This window comes from Mesorhizobium sp. M0904 (assembly GCF_040319475.1).
Taxonomy (GTDB): Bacteria; Pseudomonadota; Alphaproteobacteria; order Rhizobiales; family Rhizobiaceae; genus Mesorhizobium.
Genome location: NZ_JAMYOC010000012.1, coordinates 88,786 through 103,945, shown reverse-complemented (window position 1 = coordinate 103,945; position 15,160 = coordinate 88,786). Strand labels below are relative to the sequence as shown.

At 64.2% G+C, this 15,160-nt stretch carries 18 protein-coding genes; 11 read left to right on the top strand and 7 right to left on the bottom strand.

Annotation, left to right across the window (positions count from 1 at the left end; all coding sequences use genetic code 11):
- Window positions 1-56: 56 nt before the first annotated feature.
- From NKH80_RS14745 to NKH80_RS14735, 3 genes are all read left to right on the top strand, one after another.
- Window positions 57-383 (top strand): DUF1330 domain-containing protein, encoded by a 327-nt coding sequence (locus NKH80_RS14745; RefSeq protein WP_023677873.1) that lies wholly within the window; start codon window positions 57-59, stop codon window positions 381-383.
- A gap of 127 nt (window positions 384-510) precedes the next feature.
- Window positions 511-1,032 (top strand): hypothetical protein, encoded by a 522-nt coding sequence (locus tag NKH80_RS14740; protein WP_352880665.1) that lies wholly within the window; start codon window positions 511-513, stop codon window positions 1,030-1,032.
- 135 nt (window positions 1,033-1,167) lie between these two features.
- The gene (locus tag NKH80_RS14735; protein ID WP_352468681.1) at window positions 1,168-1,458 is read left to right on the top strand and encodes a hypothetical protein; all 291 of its coding nucleotides are present in this window, start codon (window positions 1,168-1,170) and stop codon (window positions 1,456-1,458) included.
- 15 nt (window positions 1,459-1,473) lie between these two features.
- Here the strand turns inward: NKH80_RS14735 and NKH80_RS14730 are convergent, their stop codons facing one another.
- Window positions 1,474-2,637 (bottom strand): M20 aminoacylase family protein, encoded by a 1,164-nt coding sequence (locus NKH80_RS14730; RefSeq protein ID WP_352880662.1) that lies wholly within the window; start codon window positions 2,635-2,637, stop codon window positions 1,474-1,476.
- Between the two features lie 270 nt (window positions 2,638-2,907).
- Between NKH80_RS14730 and NKH80_RS14725 the strand changes: the two genes are divergently transcribed.
- Together NKH80_RS14725 and NKH80_RS14720 are read left to right on the top strand one after the other, a co-directional pair.
- Window positions 2,908-4,086: a D-alanyl-D-alanine carboxypeptidase family protein gene (locus tag NKH80_RS14725; RefSeq protein ID WP_352880773.1), complete on the top strand. Its 1,179-nt coding sequence runs from the start codon at window positions 2,908-2,910 to the stop codon at window positions 4,084-4,086.
- 4 nt (window positions 4,087-4,090) lie between these two features.
- Window positions 4,091-5,245, top strand: a complete 1,155-nt coding sequence (locus NKH80_RS14720) for a CobW family GTP-binding protein (protein ID WP_352880660.1) — start codon at window positions 4,091-4,093, stop codon at window positions 5,243-5,245.
- Window positions 5,246-5,412: 167 nt separating this feature from the next.
- Here the strand turns inward: NKH80_RS14720 and NKH80_RS14715 are convergent, their stop codons facing one another.
- From NKH80_RS14715 to NKH80_RS14695, 5 genes are all read right to left on the bottom strand, one after another.
- Window positions 5,413-5,682: a sulfurtransferase TusA family protein gene (locus NKH80_RS14715; RefSeq protein WP_352992138.1), complete on the bottom strand. Its 270-nt coding sequence runs from the start codon at window positions 5,680-5,682 to the stop codon at window positions 5,413-5,415.
- 5 nt (window positions 5,683-5,687) lie between these two features.
- Window positions 5,688-7,013 carry a L,D-transpeptidase family protein gene (locus NKH80_RS14710; protein WP_352505155.1) on the bottom strand — a complete coding sequence of 442 codons (1,326 nt, stop codon included), beginning with the start codon at window positions 7,011-7,013 and terminating at the stop codon, window positions 5,688-5,690.
- A 210-nt stretch (window positions 7,014-7,223) separates the two neighbouring features.
- Window positions 7,224-8,174 (bottom strand): acetyl-CoA carboxylase carboxyltransferase subunit alpha, encoded by a 951-nt coding sequence (locus NKH80_RS14705; protein ID WP_254816618.1) that lies wholly within the window; start codon window positions 8,172-8,174, stop codon window positions 7,224-7,226.
- Window positions 8,175-8,273: 99 nt separating this feature from the next.
- Window positions 8,274-9,191, bottom strand: a complete 918-nt coding sequence (locus NKH80_RS14700; protein WP_352992136.1) for a site-specific tyrosine recombinase XerD — start codon at window positions 9,189-9,191, stop codon at window positions 8,274-8,276.
- Complete coding sequence (locus NKH80_RS14695) at window positions 9,188-9,337, bottom strand: hypothetical protein (protein ID WP_023677884.1); 150 nt, start codon at window positions 9,335-9,337, stop codon at window positions 9,188-9,190. The genes NKH80_RS14700 and NKH80_RS14695 overlap by 4 nt, the downstream gene beginning before the upstream one ends.
- A 161-nt stretch (window positions 9,338-9,498) precedes the next feature.
- Between NKH80_RS14695 and NKH80_RS14690 the strand changes: the two genes are divergently transcribed.
- Genes NKH80_RS14690 through NKH80_RS14675 form a run of 4 tightly spaced genes read left to right on the top strand, consistent with a single transcriptional unit; the run spans window position 9,499 to window position 12,980 of the window.
- Entirely contained in the window at window positions 9,499-10,101 is a 603-nt protein-coding gene (locus tag NKH80_RS14690) for a shikimate kinase (protein ID WP_352777827.1), read from the top strand.
- Window positions 10,098-11,240, top strand: coding sequence for a 3-dehydroquinate synthase (gene aroB / locus NKH80_RS14685; RefSeq protein ID WP_352476243.1), 1,143 nt, complete (start codon window positions 10,098-10,100; stop codon window positions 11,238-11,240). Before NKH80_RS14690 ends, aroB begins: the two co-directional genes overlap by 4 nt.
- Entirely contained in the window at window positions 11,237-12,133 is an 897-nt protein-coding gene (locus tag NKH80_RS14680) for an HlyC/CorC family transporter (protein WP_352476244.1), read from the top strand. The genes aroB and NKH80_RS14680 overlap by 4 nt, the downstream gene beginning before the upstream one ends.
- A gap of 40 nt (window positions 12,134-12,173) precedes the next feature.
- Window positions 12,174-12,980, top strand: a complete 807-nt coding sequence (locus NKH80_RS14675) for an alpha/beta hydrolase (protein WP_352992134.1) — start codon at window positions 12,174-12,176, stop codon at window positions 12,978-12,980.
- Window position 12,981: 1 nt separating this feature from the next.
- Here the strand turns inward: NKH80_RS14675 and NKH80_RS14670 are convergent, their stop codons facing one another.
- Complete coding sequence (locus tag NKH80_RS14670; RefSeq protein WP_352992132.1) at window positions 12,982-13,284, bottom strand: BolA family protein; 303 nt, start codon at window positions 13,282-13,284, stop codon at window positions 12,982-12,984.
- Window positions 13,285-13,416: 132 nt separating this feature from the next.
- Here NKH80_RS14670 and NKH80_RS14665 point away from each other — a divergent pair, with 132 nt between their 5' ends.
- Window positions 13,417-14,046: a J domain-containing protein gene (locus NKH80_RS14665; RefSeq protein WP_254816626.1), complete on the top strand. Its 630-nt coding sequence runs from the start codon at window positions 13,417-13,419 to the stop codon at window positions 14,044-14,046.
- Between the two features lie 122 nt (window positions 14,047-14,168).
- Window positions 14,169-15,155 (top strand): cobaltochelatase subunit CobS, encoded by a 987-nt coding sequence (gene cobS / locus NKH80_RS14660; RefSeq protein WP_352505069.1) that lies wholly within the window; start codon window positions 14,169-14,171, stop codon window positions 15,153-15,155.
- The last annotated feature ends 5 nt before the right edge of the window (window positions 15,156-15,160 follow it).

The following is a 15,160-nucleotide window of genomic DNA, read 5'->3' as shown; positions in this document are numbered from 1 at the left end:
GCGACCCCTTGGCCGCTGCACGGGATACCCCTGTGCACGACCAGGAGACATGACCCATGACCGCTTACGTTATCGCAGACATCAAGGTGAGAGACCCAAAGTGGATGCCGGCCTATGCCGCGTCGGTCCACGACCTCGTCCACAAGCACGGCGGCAGATATCTGTCGCGCAGCGGCAATGTGAAGACGCTCGAAGGCAAGCCGCTCGACACCACGCTGATTGCCTTGATGGCGTTCCCGACCGAGGCCGCGGCGCGCGCCTTTACCGACGATCCTGCCTACGCACCCTTCGTTTCGGCCCGTCAGGGCGGCAGCGACAGCCGTTTCCAGCTGATCGACAATTCCGATCTGGCCGGAACCATCCCGTATTTGCCGAAGGGATGATCTCCCCCTGCATTCGTCGCATCGGGGCGGGGATCTCCCAGCAACAACAGCCACAGCGCCCACCTGCCGGACCTCCCTACTTCCGGCGGCCGGCCGGGCTGTGCTATTCAAGAAGAATGGAACGACTATGACAATCAACTTTCGCACCAAGTTCCTCGCTGCCGCGGCGCTGCTGTCGGCCTGCACTGCGTTGGCGCAGGCGCATCAGGCAGCGCCCACGTCCGGTCCCAATCCGCTGGCCGACAAGGTGCGCGCCGCCAACAGCCGCTTCGAGAATGTGGCGGCGGCGACCGCCGAGGGCTATGCGCCCATTCCTTGCGCCAGCGGCATCACCGGCGGCGCCATGGGCATCCACTACGTCAATCCCGGCTACCTCAAGGACGACGCGGTCGATGTCGCCAAGCCTGAAGCCGTCATGTACGAGCCGATGGCCGACGGCACGCTAAAACTGATCGCGGTCGAATACATCACCTCGAAAGGCCCGGCCTCGCTCGATGGACATCTGTTCAATTTCAACAGCGCGCCCAACCGCTATGGCCTCGGACCTTTCTACGAGCTGCATGTCTGGGCCTGGAAGGGCAACCCGACCGGCGCGTTCGCCGATATGAACCCGAACGTGTCGTGCGAACCGACTGCTGCCAGCCAGTAAGCAGCCGAGCCCCGCGGCGCCATCGCCGCCTGGCCGCTCTGAATTGCGGGACAGCCAGCAACGGGCGCAAAGACGGCTCAGATAGCGGAACTTTCGGGATGCCAGCGCGCTTTAGTGTCCCGAAGGAGAGACCGCATGAGCGCCACCAAAGAGTTCTTTGAAACCTGGCTGCAGGAGAATGTCGGCAATCTACCGGCCGAGAGCGAAGTGAGCGTCGCCGTCCTGGCGCAGCAATTCGAGCAGGATGCCGACGCTGCCGGCTATGGCCACGAGGTTCGCGAAGACGAACTCGGCAATATCCAGGAGGCGATCGAGGCAGCCCTGAAGAAGGCGAGGACAGGCGAAGAACCGCAACCCGCCGACGACAACGAGCTGGCGCCGGTCATGGAAGCGCTGGAGGTCGAGGATCCGAAGAGCGGGCCGTAAGCCAATGCCGAACGGCTACGCCGCCAGCGCCGTTTCCGCCAGCTTCACCCAATAGCTCATGCCGTGCGGGATGACCTCGTCGTTGAAGTCATAGGCCGGGTTGTGCAGGCCGGCGGTATCGCCATTGCCGATGAAGATGAAGGCGCCCGGCCGGGCTTCCAGCATGTAGGAGAAATCCTCGCCGCCCATCACCGGCTGGATGGCGCGGTGAACATGACTGTCGCCGGCGACGTCGGCCGCGATGTCGCTGGCAAAGACCGTCTCTTCGGGATGGTTGAAGGTGACGGGGTAGTTGGCGTTGTAATCGACCTCGATTGTCGCGCCGAAGGCAGCGCCCAGGCCTTGGCAAAGCGCGCGGATGCGTTCTTCGGCCTTCTTGGCGATCTCCTTCTTCAGCGTGCGTACCGTGCCGGCGATCTCGGCGCTCTCGGGAATGACGTTGTAGGCGTCGCCGGCATGGAATTTCGTCACCGAGACGACCACCGCCTCGACCGGATCGGTGCTGCGCGAGGCGATCGTCTGCAATGCGCCGACGAGCTGGCTGGTGATGACGATCGGATCGATGGTGCCGTGCGGCATCGCCGCGTGACCGCCCCGGCCCTTGACCGTGATGGTGAATTCGGCGGTCGCCGCCATGATCGGGCCCGGCCTGATGGCGAACTGGCCGACCGGCAGGCCCGGCATGTTGTGCATGCCGAACACCTTGGAGATGCCGAAGCGCTCCATCATGCCGTCCTTGACCATCTCGTTGCCGCCGCCGCCGCCCTCTTCGGCCGGCTGGAAGATGACCGCGACCGAGCCGGCGAAATTGCGCGTTTCGGCGAGGTATTTGGCGGCGCCCAACAGCATCGCGGTGTGGCCGTCATGGCCGCAGGCGTGCATCTTGCCGGGGACCGTCGAGGCATAGGATTTGCCGGTGATCTCGTTGAGCGGCAGGGCATCCATGTCGGCGCGCAGGCCGATGGTCGAGCCTTCGCCGTGACGGCCGCGGATGATGCCGACGACGCCGGTCTTGCCCAAACCCGTCACGATGTCGTCGCAGCCGAACGCCTTCAGCTTCTCGGTGACAAAGGCGGCGGTCTTGAAGACGTCGAAATTCAGCTCCGGCGTCTGGTGCAAATAGCGGCGCCAGCCGGCCACCTCGTCCTGCATTTCGGCGGCTCGGTTCAGGATCGGCATGATGGTTCCATTTCGCTGTTGGAGCAGGCGGTCTTGGCCTGCTGCTTTGCAATTGTGCCTGCTGCCTTGCAACCATGCACGCTGCTTTGCATTGTGCTGCTGCTTCCACATTGTGATCGGCAGCACTTTGCCATGTTGACGTCACATAGAGTAAATAGCACCGCGACTGTGGTCCGGGAACAGAGAGCCGGACCATTATCCTGGCGATCGTGTAACGAAATCTTACGGAGCCAGGTGCGACTGCGGCAAGAGGCTATTTCGGTTTTCATGATGCGCTACAGGCATTTCCTCAAACTGTTGGTGGCGGGCGCGGTGGTGCTTCCGGCGCTGGCCGGGCCTGCCTTGGCCAATCCGACCATCCTGTTCGACCTGAACAGCGGCAAGATCCTGCAGCACCAGGAGGCGTTCAGGCGCTGGTACCCGGCATCGCTGACCAAGCTGATGACCGCCTATGTGGCGTTTCGGGCGATTGCCGCGGGCGAGGTCCAGCTCGATTCGCCGATCAAGGTAACGAAACATTCGGCGGGCGAGCCGCCGAGCAAGATGGGCTTCAAGCCGGGCTCGGTGATGCGGCTCGACAACGCGCTGAAGATGATGCTGGTCAAATCGGCCAACGATATCGCCATGGCGGTCGGCGAGAATATCGGCGGTTCGCAGGCCGCCTTTGCCGAACGCATGAACGCCGAAGCGCAACGGCTCGGCATGAGCGGGTCGCACTTCGTCAATCCGAACGGGCTCTATTCGCCGGACCAATATACGACAGCACGCGATCTCGCTTTGCTGGTGATGGCGATCCGTAAGGAATTTCCGCAATATGCCCCCTGGTTCTCGATCGAAGGCCTTGCCGTCGGCAAGAAGGCGATCTCCAACTACAACCTCCTGATCGGCCGCTATCCGGGCGCCGACGGCATGAAGACGGGTTTCGTCTGCTCGTCCGGCTTCAACATGATTGGCTCGGCGACCCGCAACGGCCGCACCCTGGTCGCCGTGGTGCTCGGCGAACGGTCAGCCATTACCCGCGCCGAAACGGCGGCAAAACTGCTCGACCAGGGCTTTGCAACGCCGGCGCCGAGCTGGCTGACGGTCGCGGCGCTGCCCGCCTATGGCGACACGATGTCGGCCAACGATATGAATGACGAAATCTGCAAGAAGAAGCCGGCCGAGGAGCAGTCGGAAGCAGCACCCGCCGTCGGCGACAAGGGCAAGGACGTGCCGAAGTCGCCCTATCAGGAAAAGCTCGACCATGTGCCGACGCTGATCGCTGTCGGCCTCGGGGGCGCCACGGGACCGACGCCGAAGGCGATGCTCGACGCCTCCGGGCAGGAATATGCCGACGTGCCGCTGCCGACATGGCGGCCGGACCGGGCGCCGCCGTCCGGCGCCGAGCCTGTTGTGGCCGGATCCGCCACCGCCGCGCAGGTCCAGCAGCCGGCCAAGGCGTTGAACTAGCCTGATGGCCGGCTTCCCGATCCCCGTTTCGGTGCTCACCGGCTTTCTTGGTGCGGGCAAGACGACGCTGCTCAACCGGCTGCTGCGGGATCCCGCGCTCGCCGACACCGCCGTCATCATCAACGAGTTCGGCGAGGTGGCGATCGACCATCTCCTGGTCGAGCAGGCCTCCGACGGCATCATCCAGCTCTCCGATGGCTGCCTCTGCTGTACGGTGCGCGGCGAGCTGGTCGATACGCTGGCCGATCTCGTCGACCGGCTGCAGACCGGCCGCATCGACCGGCTTGCCCGCGTCGTCGTCGAGACCACCGGGCTCGCCGATCCCGCCCCCGTGCTGCAGTCGATCATGGCGCATCCGGCCCTGGTCCAGGCCTTCCGGCTCGACGGCGTCATCACCCTGGTCGACGCCGTCAACGGCAATGCGGCGCTCGATGCCCATGTCGAGGCGGTGAAGCAGGTGGCGGTCGCCGACCGTATCGTGCTCAGCAAGGCCGACCTGGCCACGGATGCAGGCGATGTCGAGGCGTTGCGGGCGCGGCTCAGGCAGCTCAACCCGGGCGCCGTGGTGCTCGACGCGAGTCAGGCAAGCGCCGCGACTCTGTTCGATTGCGGCCTCTACAATCCGGCCACCAAATCGGTCGATGTGCAGCGTTGGCTGGGCGAAGAAGCCGGCGACGACCATGACCATAGCCGGCATGACCACAGCGGGCATGATGACGACGGGCATCATGACGACGGGCATGACGGTGGCGATCACCATCACCATGGTCATGGTCATGGCCATAGGCACGATTCCCGCGTGCGTTCGCATTCGTTGGTTCACGACGGGCCGGTGCCGTTTTCGGCAATCGAGATGTTCCTCGATCTGCTGCGCTCGGCGCATGGCGAGCGCCTGTTGCGGATGAAGGGCGTCATCGAGCTTGCAGAAGACCCGTCGCGGCCGCTGGTTATCCATGGCGTGCAGAAGATCCTGCATCCGCCGGTGCAACTGCCGGCCTGGCCGGACAGCCAGCGCGGCACCAGGCTGGTGCTGATCACGCTCGACATGCCGGAAGACTATGTCCGCCGGCTGTTCGCCGCCTTCACCAACCAGCCGTCGATCGACACGCCGGACCGGGCGGCACTGGAGAGCAATCCGCTGGCCATCGCCGGGCGGTGAAGCGGCTGATCTCCCCCCTCGAGGGGAAGATGGCCGGCAGGCCAGAGGGGGTTGCCGCGCGTGAAGCGCCAACTTTCTCTTTGGTCGTACATGGCGTCGCGCCAGCCGAGGCAACCCCCTCTGTCGCCTTCGGCGACATCTCCCCCTCGAGGGGGGAGATCACGCGCTCAGCCGCGCTCGACCAGGAAGCGGTGGCCGCCTGCCATCGCCGTTGTCTCGACCAGCCGATGGCCGCTCTCGGCGCAGAAGGCGGGAATGTCGATGACGGCGAGGGGGTCGGTGGTTTCGAGCCACAGGCGGCTGCCCGGCTGCATTGTGGCCAGGCGCTTTTTTGCCTTGAGCACGGGCAACGGGCAGTTCAGGCCTTTGAGGTCGTAGACGGCGGCGGGGCTGGTTGAGGGCCTCTCTTCTTGGCCCCCATCTTCTTGTTCAAGCATGAAGTTCAGCCGCCAAACATGCCGAGCAGCTTTTTCTTCAACCTTGTCGCCGTGCTTTCGGCGTCCGCAGCCTGCGTTTCGACTGCCGGGGCGGCGTCCGATGGCGCTACGGTGGCAGTGGCGACAGGCATCTCTGCGGCGGTCTTGGCAGCTTCCTTTTCGGCGAGCGCCTGGGCTTTGGCAGCTTCCTTCTCGGCCAAGGCCTGTGCCTTGGCTGCCGCTTTCGCTGCCTTCGCCGCTTCTATCGCGGCAAGCCGCTGTTCCTCGGCCTTCTGCTTGGCAGCCTTTTCGGCGTCGAGCGCCGCCATCTTGCGGCCCGCCGGCGAATCGATGCGGCCCATGCGCGCCGTTTCGGCCACCGTGCCGTCCGGGTTGAGCGAGGGCGGCTCGATCGGAACGCGTTCGCCGCGGGCACGCCGCTTCGACCAGTCGGAAACGATGCTGGCTTCCTTGATCCCGGCGATGGTCGGCTTGGGTGCCGGCACGCTGGCCTTGACGGCGCCGTTGAAGGCCGCCTCATAGGTGCTTTGATAGGCGTTGATGGCGCTCTTCAGCGAATCGGGCTGGGTGGTCGCAGGGCAAGCGCCGGTCGGATTGAAGGTCGAGCCGTCGGCCGCAACCTGGTTGAAGACGTAGCGCTTCTCGCAGACGTCGACTTTCGGCGGCACCTTGGTGACCTCGAAATTGTCGTAGCCGACCTTCAGCATCTTCCAGAATTCGTAGTTCGGGTCGTTGCGATAGCGCGCCATGTTGGCGGCGGTCATGCGGAACGGAAAAGCCTGGATCTGGAACTCGGTCTGGCCGCCCTGGAAGGCGTCGCGGCCGAAAGCGTAAATCTGCTCGATCTGCGCGTCGGTCATCGAATAGCAGCCGGACGACGAGCAGGCGCCATGGACCATCAGGTTGGAACCGGTGCGGCCATTGGCACGGTCATAGGCGTTGGGGTAGCCGATATTGAAGGACAGGTGGTAATTCGACCGCGGGTTCATCTGTGCCGGGCGGACCGTGTAAAAGCCTTCCGGCGCCTGGCGATCGCCTTCGGTGAATTTCGGGCCGAGCTTGCCCGACCATTTGCAGATGTCGTAGCTCGCGACCAAGTCGTAGCGGCCGTTGGTCTTGGCCTTCCAGATTTCGAGCTTGCCTTCTTCCTTGAAGATGCGGGCCATCACCGAGGAGGTGCGGACCATGCCCTTGGCTTTCATTTCGGCCAGGATCTTGTCCGGCAGCGGCTTGTTGGCTTGCGGCGCAAAATCCTTCATCGAAGCGTCATTGCAGCCGGCGACGCCGATCGCAGCGATCAGAACTCCGGTGCGGGCAAGCTTGGCAAACATGGATATGGCTATCGTCTTCATTTCTGCGCCGCGGATGCCGCAGCTGCTAAACCGACCACTGACGGACTCTAAGCCCGTTAACCTTGAAAATTCCTTACCGCAAGCATGCGGCGCGTCCCCTTACGGCAAGCCCACTGAGCCGAATGCAGCGGCATTTTTGTGGCGAAACTGGTTCACGCCGCCACATTTCAGGCCGCGTGACTGGGTTGGTTACAGATTGCGGCCCATCGCCAGGTATTTCTCGCGGCGATGCTCGCGGAAGTCGGTGTTGGCGCCGGAGAATTCCTTCATCGTCCTGGCGATGAGGTCGCCGGTGGCGGCGATCACCGTTTCAGGGGCGCGATGGGCGCCGCCGAGCGGCTCGGCAATGATGGCGTCGATGATCTTCAGCTCCAGCAGGTCCTGCGCCGTGATTTTCATGTTGGTCGCGGCATCCCTGGATCGCGTGGTGTCGCGCCACAGGATCGAGGCGGCGCCCTCCGGCGAGATCACCGAATAGATGGCGTGTTCGAGCATGTAGACGCGGTTGGCAGTGGCGATCGCTATGGCGCCGCCCGAGCCGCCTTCGCCGATCACCACCGAGATCGACGGCACCTTCAGGCCAAGGCAGGCCGAAGTCGAGCGGGCGATGGCCTCCGCCTGGCCGCGCTCTTCGGCGTTGACGCCGGGATAGGCGCCGGCAGTATCGACCAGCGTCAGCAGCGGGATTTGGAAACGGTCGGCGAGTTCCATCAGCCGCACCGCCTTGCGGTAGCCCTCCGGCCGCACCGAGCCGAAATTATGCTTCAGCCGGCTTGCCGTGTCGGAGCCCTTCTCCTGGCCGATGATCGCCACCGGCTCGCCACGGAAGCGGGCGAAGCCGCCGACGATCGCCTGGTCCTCGCCGAAGTTGCGGTCGCCGGCGAGCGGCGTGAAATCGGTAAGCAGGCCCTTGATGTAGTCGATGCAGTGCGGCCTGTCCGGATGGCGCGCCACCTGCACCTTCTGCCACGGCGTCAGCGCCTTGTAGGCGTCGCGCAGCGCATCGCGCGAGCGCTTCTCGAGACGGGCGATCTCATCGCCGACATCGACCGCCTCGCCGTTCTCGGCAAGCTTCTTCAGCTCGAGGATCTTGCCTTCGAGATCCTGTACAGGCTTTTCGAAATCGAGGTAATTGTACATTCTTGGGCGGACCGGCAAGTCGGAAGGCAATGACTGACGCAAGCCTGAAAATGCAGGCTGGGCGCGGTGGAACGTCGTTCTCACATAGCGACATGACGCCTAGTCGGCAAGCGGATGATGATCGTTGACCAGACGCATCAGCCGCTCCTCCAGCACATGCGTGTAGATCTGCGTCGTTGAAATATCGGCGTGGCCGAGCAGCTGCTGCACGGCCCTGAGATCGGCGCCGTTCTGCAGCAGATGGCTGGCGAAAGCATGCCGCAGCACATGCGGCGATATCTTCGCCGCGGCAATGCCGGCCCGCGCGGCAAGCGCTTTCAGCTCGCGGGCAAAGACCTGTCTCGAGAGATAGCCGCTGTCGGCGGCGGCCGGAAACAGGAACGGGCTGTCGGCAAGAGCCGGCACCGCCGCCCGTGCGGCAAGCCAGGTCCGCATCGCCGTGCGCGCCTTGGCCGACAGCGGCACCATGCGCTCCTTGTTGCCCTTGCCGCGCACCATGAAGAAGCGGTCGTCGCGCTGCGCCACCGTCACAGGAAGCCCGACCAGCTCGGAAACGCGCAAGCCGGTGGCGTAGAGCACCTCGACCAGTGCGTGGAGGCGCAGCGCCGCGAGCGTGTCGCCGTCATGCATGGAGGGGTCCTTCACCTCTTGCGCGGCGCGGTCGAGCAGCCGGCCGGTATCGGCTTCGCTCATCGTCTTCGGCAGCGGCCGGCCCTTCTTCGGGCTGTCCAGCGTGCCGGTCGGATCGTCGCCGCGCAGGCCCTCGGCATAGAGGAACTTGAAGAACTGCCGAATCGCCGACAATTTGCGCGCCTGCGAGGTGGCGGCAAAGCCGCGCGCGGCGATGTCGTCGAGATAGGCACGGATGTCGGCGCTGGTGGCACCGGCAAGTCCGCCGGCGATCCCGGCGGAAGCGTCCTCGAGGTCGCGGCGATAGGACGAAAGCGTGTTTTCGGCGGCGCCGCGCTCGGCGCTCATCATTTCCAGGAAGGCTTCGATGCGGGCGGCGCTGTTCATTTTTTCGGATTGAGCTTTTCCGGAGGGATACGCACGCTCATTTCCGCCTTTCTCGGCTCGACGAACATGACCAAGGCGAACATCGCGCCATAGACAATGCCGGCCAGAATCGCGAGCGTCACGACAAAGCGAAACAGTGTTGGCATTAATTTTCGCCCGTCGTCTTATTCTGCATTTCCAACCCTGTGCCCTTATGAGATGCCAATCCGGGCAATTCAAGGGAGAAGCCATATCCGGTCCTGGGTGCGTTACGCTTGACGCAAACAGGCTTTTGATGTCGATACGCCGGCAAAGAGGCCCTAGAAGCATGAACGCGCTACCAGCAAATCCTCCGGGCGAGAGCCATGCCGCGCTGCTCGGCCGGCTGGGCGGCCGTTCCATCGTCTTTGTCGGGCTGATGGGCGCCGGCAAGACGGCCATCGGCCGCAAGGTGGCGGCGATGCTGGCGCTGCCCTTCATCGACAGCGATCAGGAGATCGAAACTGTTTCGCGCATGAGCGTCCCGGACCTGTTCGAGCGCTATGGCGAGGCGGAGTTCCGGGCACTGGAGCAGCGCGTCATCCTGCGTGTGCTGGAGCACGGGCCGCAGGTGCTGTCGACAGGCGGCGGCGCCTTCATGAACGCGCAGACGCGCGAGGCGATCGCCAGCCATGGCGTTTCGGTATGGCTGAAGGCCGAAATCGATCTGTTGATGGAGCGCGTTTCCAAGAAGCAGAACCGGCCGCTGCTGAAAAGCGCCGATCCGCGCGCCGTGCTGGAACGGCTGATGGCGGAACGCTACCCGGTTTACGCCGCGGCCGATGTCACCGTGCCGACCCGCGACGACCGCAAGGAGATCATTGCCGCCGAGGTGGTGGACGCGCTGCGCGGCCATCTCGGCGTTGCCGACATTGACGAGGTGCGGACGTGAGCGCCGATGCAACGGTCTCTGTCGAAGTCGGGCTTGGCGAGCGTGCCTACGACATTTTGATCGGCCCCGGCCTGCTGTCACGCGCCGGCGCCGAGATTTCGCGGCGCCTGCCGGGCACAAGGGCGGCGGTCGTCACCGACGAAAACGTCGCAGCCGCGCATCTCGCAACGCTTGCGGCCGGCCTGGCAAGCGGTGGCATCCAACATGCCGTCATCACGCTGCCGCCAGGCGAAAAGACCAAGAGCTTTGCGCATCTCGAAGAGGTGGTCGACGGCGTGCTGGCCGCCAAGCTGGAGCGCGGCGACGTCGTCATCGCGCTCGGCGGCGGCGTCATCGGCGACCTGGCCGGCTTTGCCGCCGGCATCGCACGGCGCGGCATGAATTTCGTGCAGGTTCCGACCTCGCTGCTGGCGCAGGTCGATTCCTCCGTCGGCGGCAAGACCGGCATCAACAGCAAGCGCGGCAAGAACCTCGTCGGGGTGTTCCACCAGCCCAAGCTGGTGCTGGCCGATACCGAAGTGCTCGACACGCTGCCGATCCGCGAGTTTCGCGCCGGCTATGCCGAACTGGCCAAATACGGGCTGATCGACCGGCCGGAGTTCTTCGCCTGGCTGGAAGAAAACTGGCGCCAAGTGTTTGCCGGCGGGCCGGAGCGGGCTGCCGCCATCGCCGAGGCCTGTCGTGCCAAGGCCGACGTCGTTGCCCGCGACGAGTTCGAGACCGGCGACCGCGCCCTGCTCAATCTCGGCCACACCTTCGGCCATGCGCTGGAGGCGGCGACCGGCTATGACGGCGCAAGGCTCGTGCATGGCGAAGGCGTCGCCATCGGCATGGCGCTGGCGCACCGCTTTTCGTCAAGGCTCAATTTGGCGAGCCCCGACGATGCGGCACGCGTCGAGGCGCATCTTCGCGCTGTCGGCCTGCCCTGGCGCATGGCCGACATTCCGGGCGAATTGCCCGACGCCGAGCAGCTGTTCTCCTTCATCACCCAGGACAAGAAGGTGTCGCGCGGCGCGCTGACCTTCATCCTGACGCGCGGCGTCGGACAGGCCTTCATCGCCAGGGATGTGCCGGCCTCGGAAGTACTGGCGTTCCTCAGGGAGAACCATCCGGGCCGGCAGGAAAGCCGCCCGGGATGAGTCAGGCCGGCTGGATCGCGGCTGCAGTGCTCGCCGGCCTCGGCCTGCTGGGCTTCGTCTTGCGCCGGCACCTGCTCGCCGCCTTCGGCTATGAGCTGCAGCGCATCGAGCCGCAGCGCTCGGCGCGCGAGGAACTGCGCGGCGCCGTCGACGATTTCCGCCGCGACGGCCAGGTGGTGCGCGAGGACCGCGCCCGCATCGGCGGCCTGTTCGACCTCGAGGAGCTCGAAGTGTCGGACGTCATGGTCCACCGCACGAATATGCGCTCGGTCAATGCCGATGACCCGCCCGAAGCGGTGGTTCGCGAGATCCTGCAGAGCCCGCACACCCGCATGCCGTTGTGGAAGGGTTCGCTCGACAACATTGTCGGCGTGCTGCACGCGAAGGATCTGCTGCGCGCGCTGAACGAGGTCGGCAACGATTTCTCCCGGATCGACGTGATGAAGATCGCGTCCAAACCGTGGTTCGTGCCCGACACCACGACGCTGCAGGAGCAGCTCAACGCCTTCCTGCGCCGCAAGGCGCATTTCGCCATCGTCGTCGACGAATATGGCGAGGTCGAAGGGCTGGTGACGCTGGAGGACATCATCGAGGAGATCGTCGGCGAGATCGCCGACGAGCACGACATCGACATCCAGGGCGTCAAGCAGGAGGCCGACGGCTCCGTCGTCGTCGACGGCACGGTGCCGATCCGCGACCTTAACCGGGCGCTCGACTGGAACCTGCCGGACGAGGAAGCCACCACCATTGCCGGCCTTGTCATTCACGAGGCGCAGTCGATCCCGGACGAAAAGCAGGCCTTTACGTTTCACGGCAAGCGCTTCGTCGTCATGAAGCGCGACAAGAACCGTATCGCGCGGCTGAGGATCAAGCCGGCGATGCTTGGCGAATGACAGCGCGCATCTTGCGGCACCTGAGGGCGGTCAGGAGCGGATGACAATCGATCGGCGAAGCCTGCTTCTGGTGTCGATGGCGGCGCTGTTGCCGGGGCAGGCGGCGGCATTGCAGCTGCGTTCGCCGTCGCCCGAAACCTTCGACTATGGGCCGGCCAAGCTCGACATCTATTCCCGCGACGGCGCAAGCGGCCTGCCGGTCGTCTTCTTCGTCCATGGCGGCGCCTGGCGGGTCGGCAGTCGTGGCAACGTCAATGCCAAGCCGCAATTCCTGCTCGACAATGGCTTCTGCTTCGTCTCGATCGACTACCGGATGCTGCCCGAGGCCGACGTCGCCACCCAGGCGGCGGATGTCGAACTGGCCTATCGCTACGTCCGCGCCAACATCGCCAGGCATGGCGGCGATCCGGACCGGATCGTCGCGATGGGCCATTCGGCCGGCTGCCATCTCGTCGCATTGACCGGCCTGCGCGGCGGCCTGCCCGGGGTCGCGGCGCTGATCCTCGACGACACCAGGGCTTACGACCTGGAGGCATTGGCCAGGAGCGGCGGCATGGCAGGGGTCTATGCCCGCGCCTTTCCCGATCCGGCGCAGTGGCGCGCGCTGTCGCCTGTCACCTATGTGGAAGGCCGCAAGCACCCGCCGACCTTTATCGCCCATTCACGGGCGAAAGCCCGCGCGGCGGACGCGCAGGCCTTCGCCGGGCGTCTGCGCGCCACCGGAACCAGGGTCACGCTGTTCGACGGCAGCGCCTATTCGCACATGTCGATCAATCGCGACTTCGGCACCGAAGGCGATGCATTGACAGCGGCGGTGATAGCTTTCCTGAGGGCGAGCCTCGGCTGAGTCACCAGCGCGTCGTTTCACCGGGCGCTGCCGGCTCGATCGCCAGGGCGTGGACGCCGGATTTCAACTCTTCGGCCAGGAGATCGTTGACTGCACGGTGACGCTCGACGCGGCTCATGCCGGCAAAGGCTGGCGCGACGATGCGGATGCGGAAATGCGTCTCGCCGGCGCCGTCGAAGGCAGCGTGATGGCCGGAATCCGCGTGATGATGACCGGCATGGAGATGGCTTTCGTTGATGACGTCCAGCCGTTCCGGCGAAAACGCCTTTTTCAGCTTATCTTCCATCGTTGCCTGTATGGACATCGTCGCTTCCCTTCACCACATCTATGTCATCGCACAAATTCGCCATTCGCCGGTTTTATGCCGCGATTCAGCGGTTAGGGCGATCATCGCGAAAATGTCAATTCTTGTTTCGCATCCGCGAACGGCCCATAAATGGGTGAGATGAAGCCGTACCCAAAATATTTCGAGAAGATTCGCATCCGCCCGGAGAAGGACGCGGAGCTGAAGTCGCGTTCGCCGATCTGCCAATGGGATGGCTGCAAGGAGGCCGGTACCCACCGCGCCCCGGTCGGGCGGATGAAGGAAGGCGAGTATTTCCAGTTCTGCTTCGACCATGTGCGCGAGTACAACAAGGGCTTCAATTATTTCTCGGGCGTTCCCGACACCGAGATCGCGCGCTTCCAGAAGGAAGCCATGACCGGCCACCGGCCGACCTGGAAAATGGGCGTCAACGGCGCCTCGACACGCTCCTCGCCCGACTTCGCCCAGGCGCGTTCCGGCCGTGCCGGCTACTACAATCGCATGCGCGATCCCTTCGACCTGTTCAAAGGCCCGAAGGACCCGCGCGAAGCACGCGAGCGCAAGGCCAAGCCGCTTGAGGCCAAGGCACTGGAAACGCTTGGCCTTGATACAAAGGCAAGTGGCAAGGATATCAAGGCGCGCTATAAGGAACTTGTGAAACGCCACCATCCGGATGCGAATGGCGGCGACAGAGGTTCGGAAGACCGGTTCCGCGATGTGCTCCAGGCGTATCGCGTGCTCAAGCAGGCAGGTTTGTGCTGAGCGACCTTACGGTTCGTGTCGCTTTCCAACTTTCATAGGGTTGGAAAAGGCTCTAAGACCGCCCCCGAACAAAATCGATTACCAGCGAAACGCGGCGTTTCGCTTGTGGAGACGTGATAGAGATGAACAAGGTCGATCGCGACATCGCCAACTTGCCCGACACCACGGTGTCGGTGAAGGAGACATTCGGCTTCGACTCCAAGATGGTGGTGCCGGCCTATTCGGTGACGAGCGAGCATGTGCCCGACATCGATCCGGACTACCTGTTCGACAAGAACACGACGATGGCGATCCTCGCCGGCTTTGCCTATAACCGCCGCGTCATGGTGTCGGGCTATCACGGCACCGGCAAGTCGACGCATATCGAGCAGGTCGCCGCCCGCCTCAACTGGCCTTGCGTGCGTGTCAACCTCGACAGCCATGTCAGCCGTATCGATCTCGTCGGCAAGGATGCCATCGTCGTCAAGGAAGGGCTGCAGATCACCGAATTCCGCGACGGCATCCTGCCCTGGGCCTATCAGCACAATGTCGCGCTGTGCTTCGACGAGTACGATGCCGGCCGCCCGGACGTGATGTTCGTCATCCAGCGCGTGCTGGAATCGTCGGGCCGGCTGACGCTGCTCGACCAGAGCCGGGTTATCCGCCCGCATCCGGCCTTCCGGCTGTTTTCGACCGCGAATACGGTCGGGCTCGGCGACACCACAGGCCTCTACCACGGCACCCAGCAGATCAACCAGGCGCAGATGGACCGCTGGTCGATCGTCACTACGCTGAACTATTTGCCGCACGACAATGAAGTGAACATCGTGCTGGCCAAGGCCAAGCATTATCGCGACGGCAAGGGCAAGGAGATCGTCAACAAGATGGTTCGTGTCGCCGACATGACGCGCTCGGCCTTCATCAACGGCGATTTGTCGACGGTTATGAGCCCGCGCACGGTTATCACCTGGGCCGAGAATGCCGAAATCTTCGGCAATATCGGCATGGCGTTCCGGCTGACCTTCCTCAATAAATGCGACGAGCTGGAACGCTCGCTGGTCGCCGAGTTCTACCAGCGCGCCTTCGGCGAAGATTTGCCGGAATCGGCGGCGAATGTGGTGCTGGGCTAAGCAGA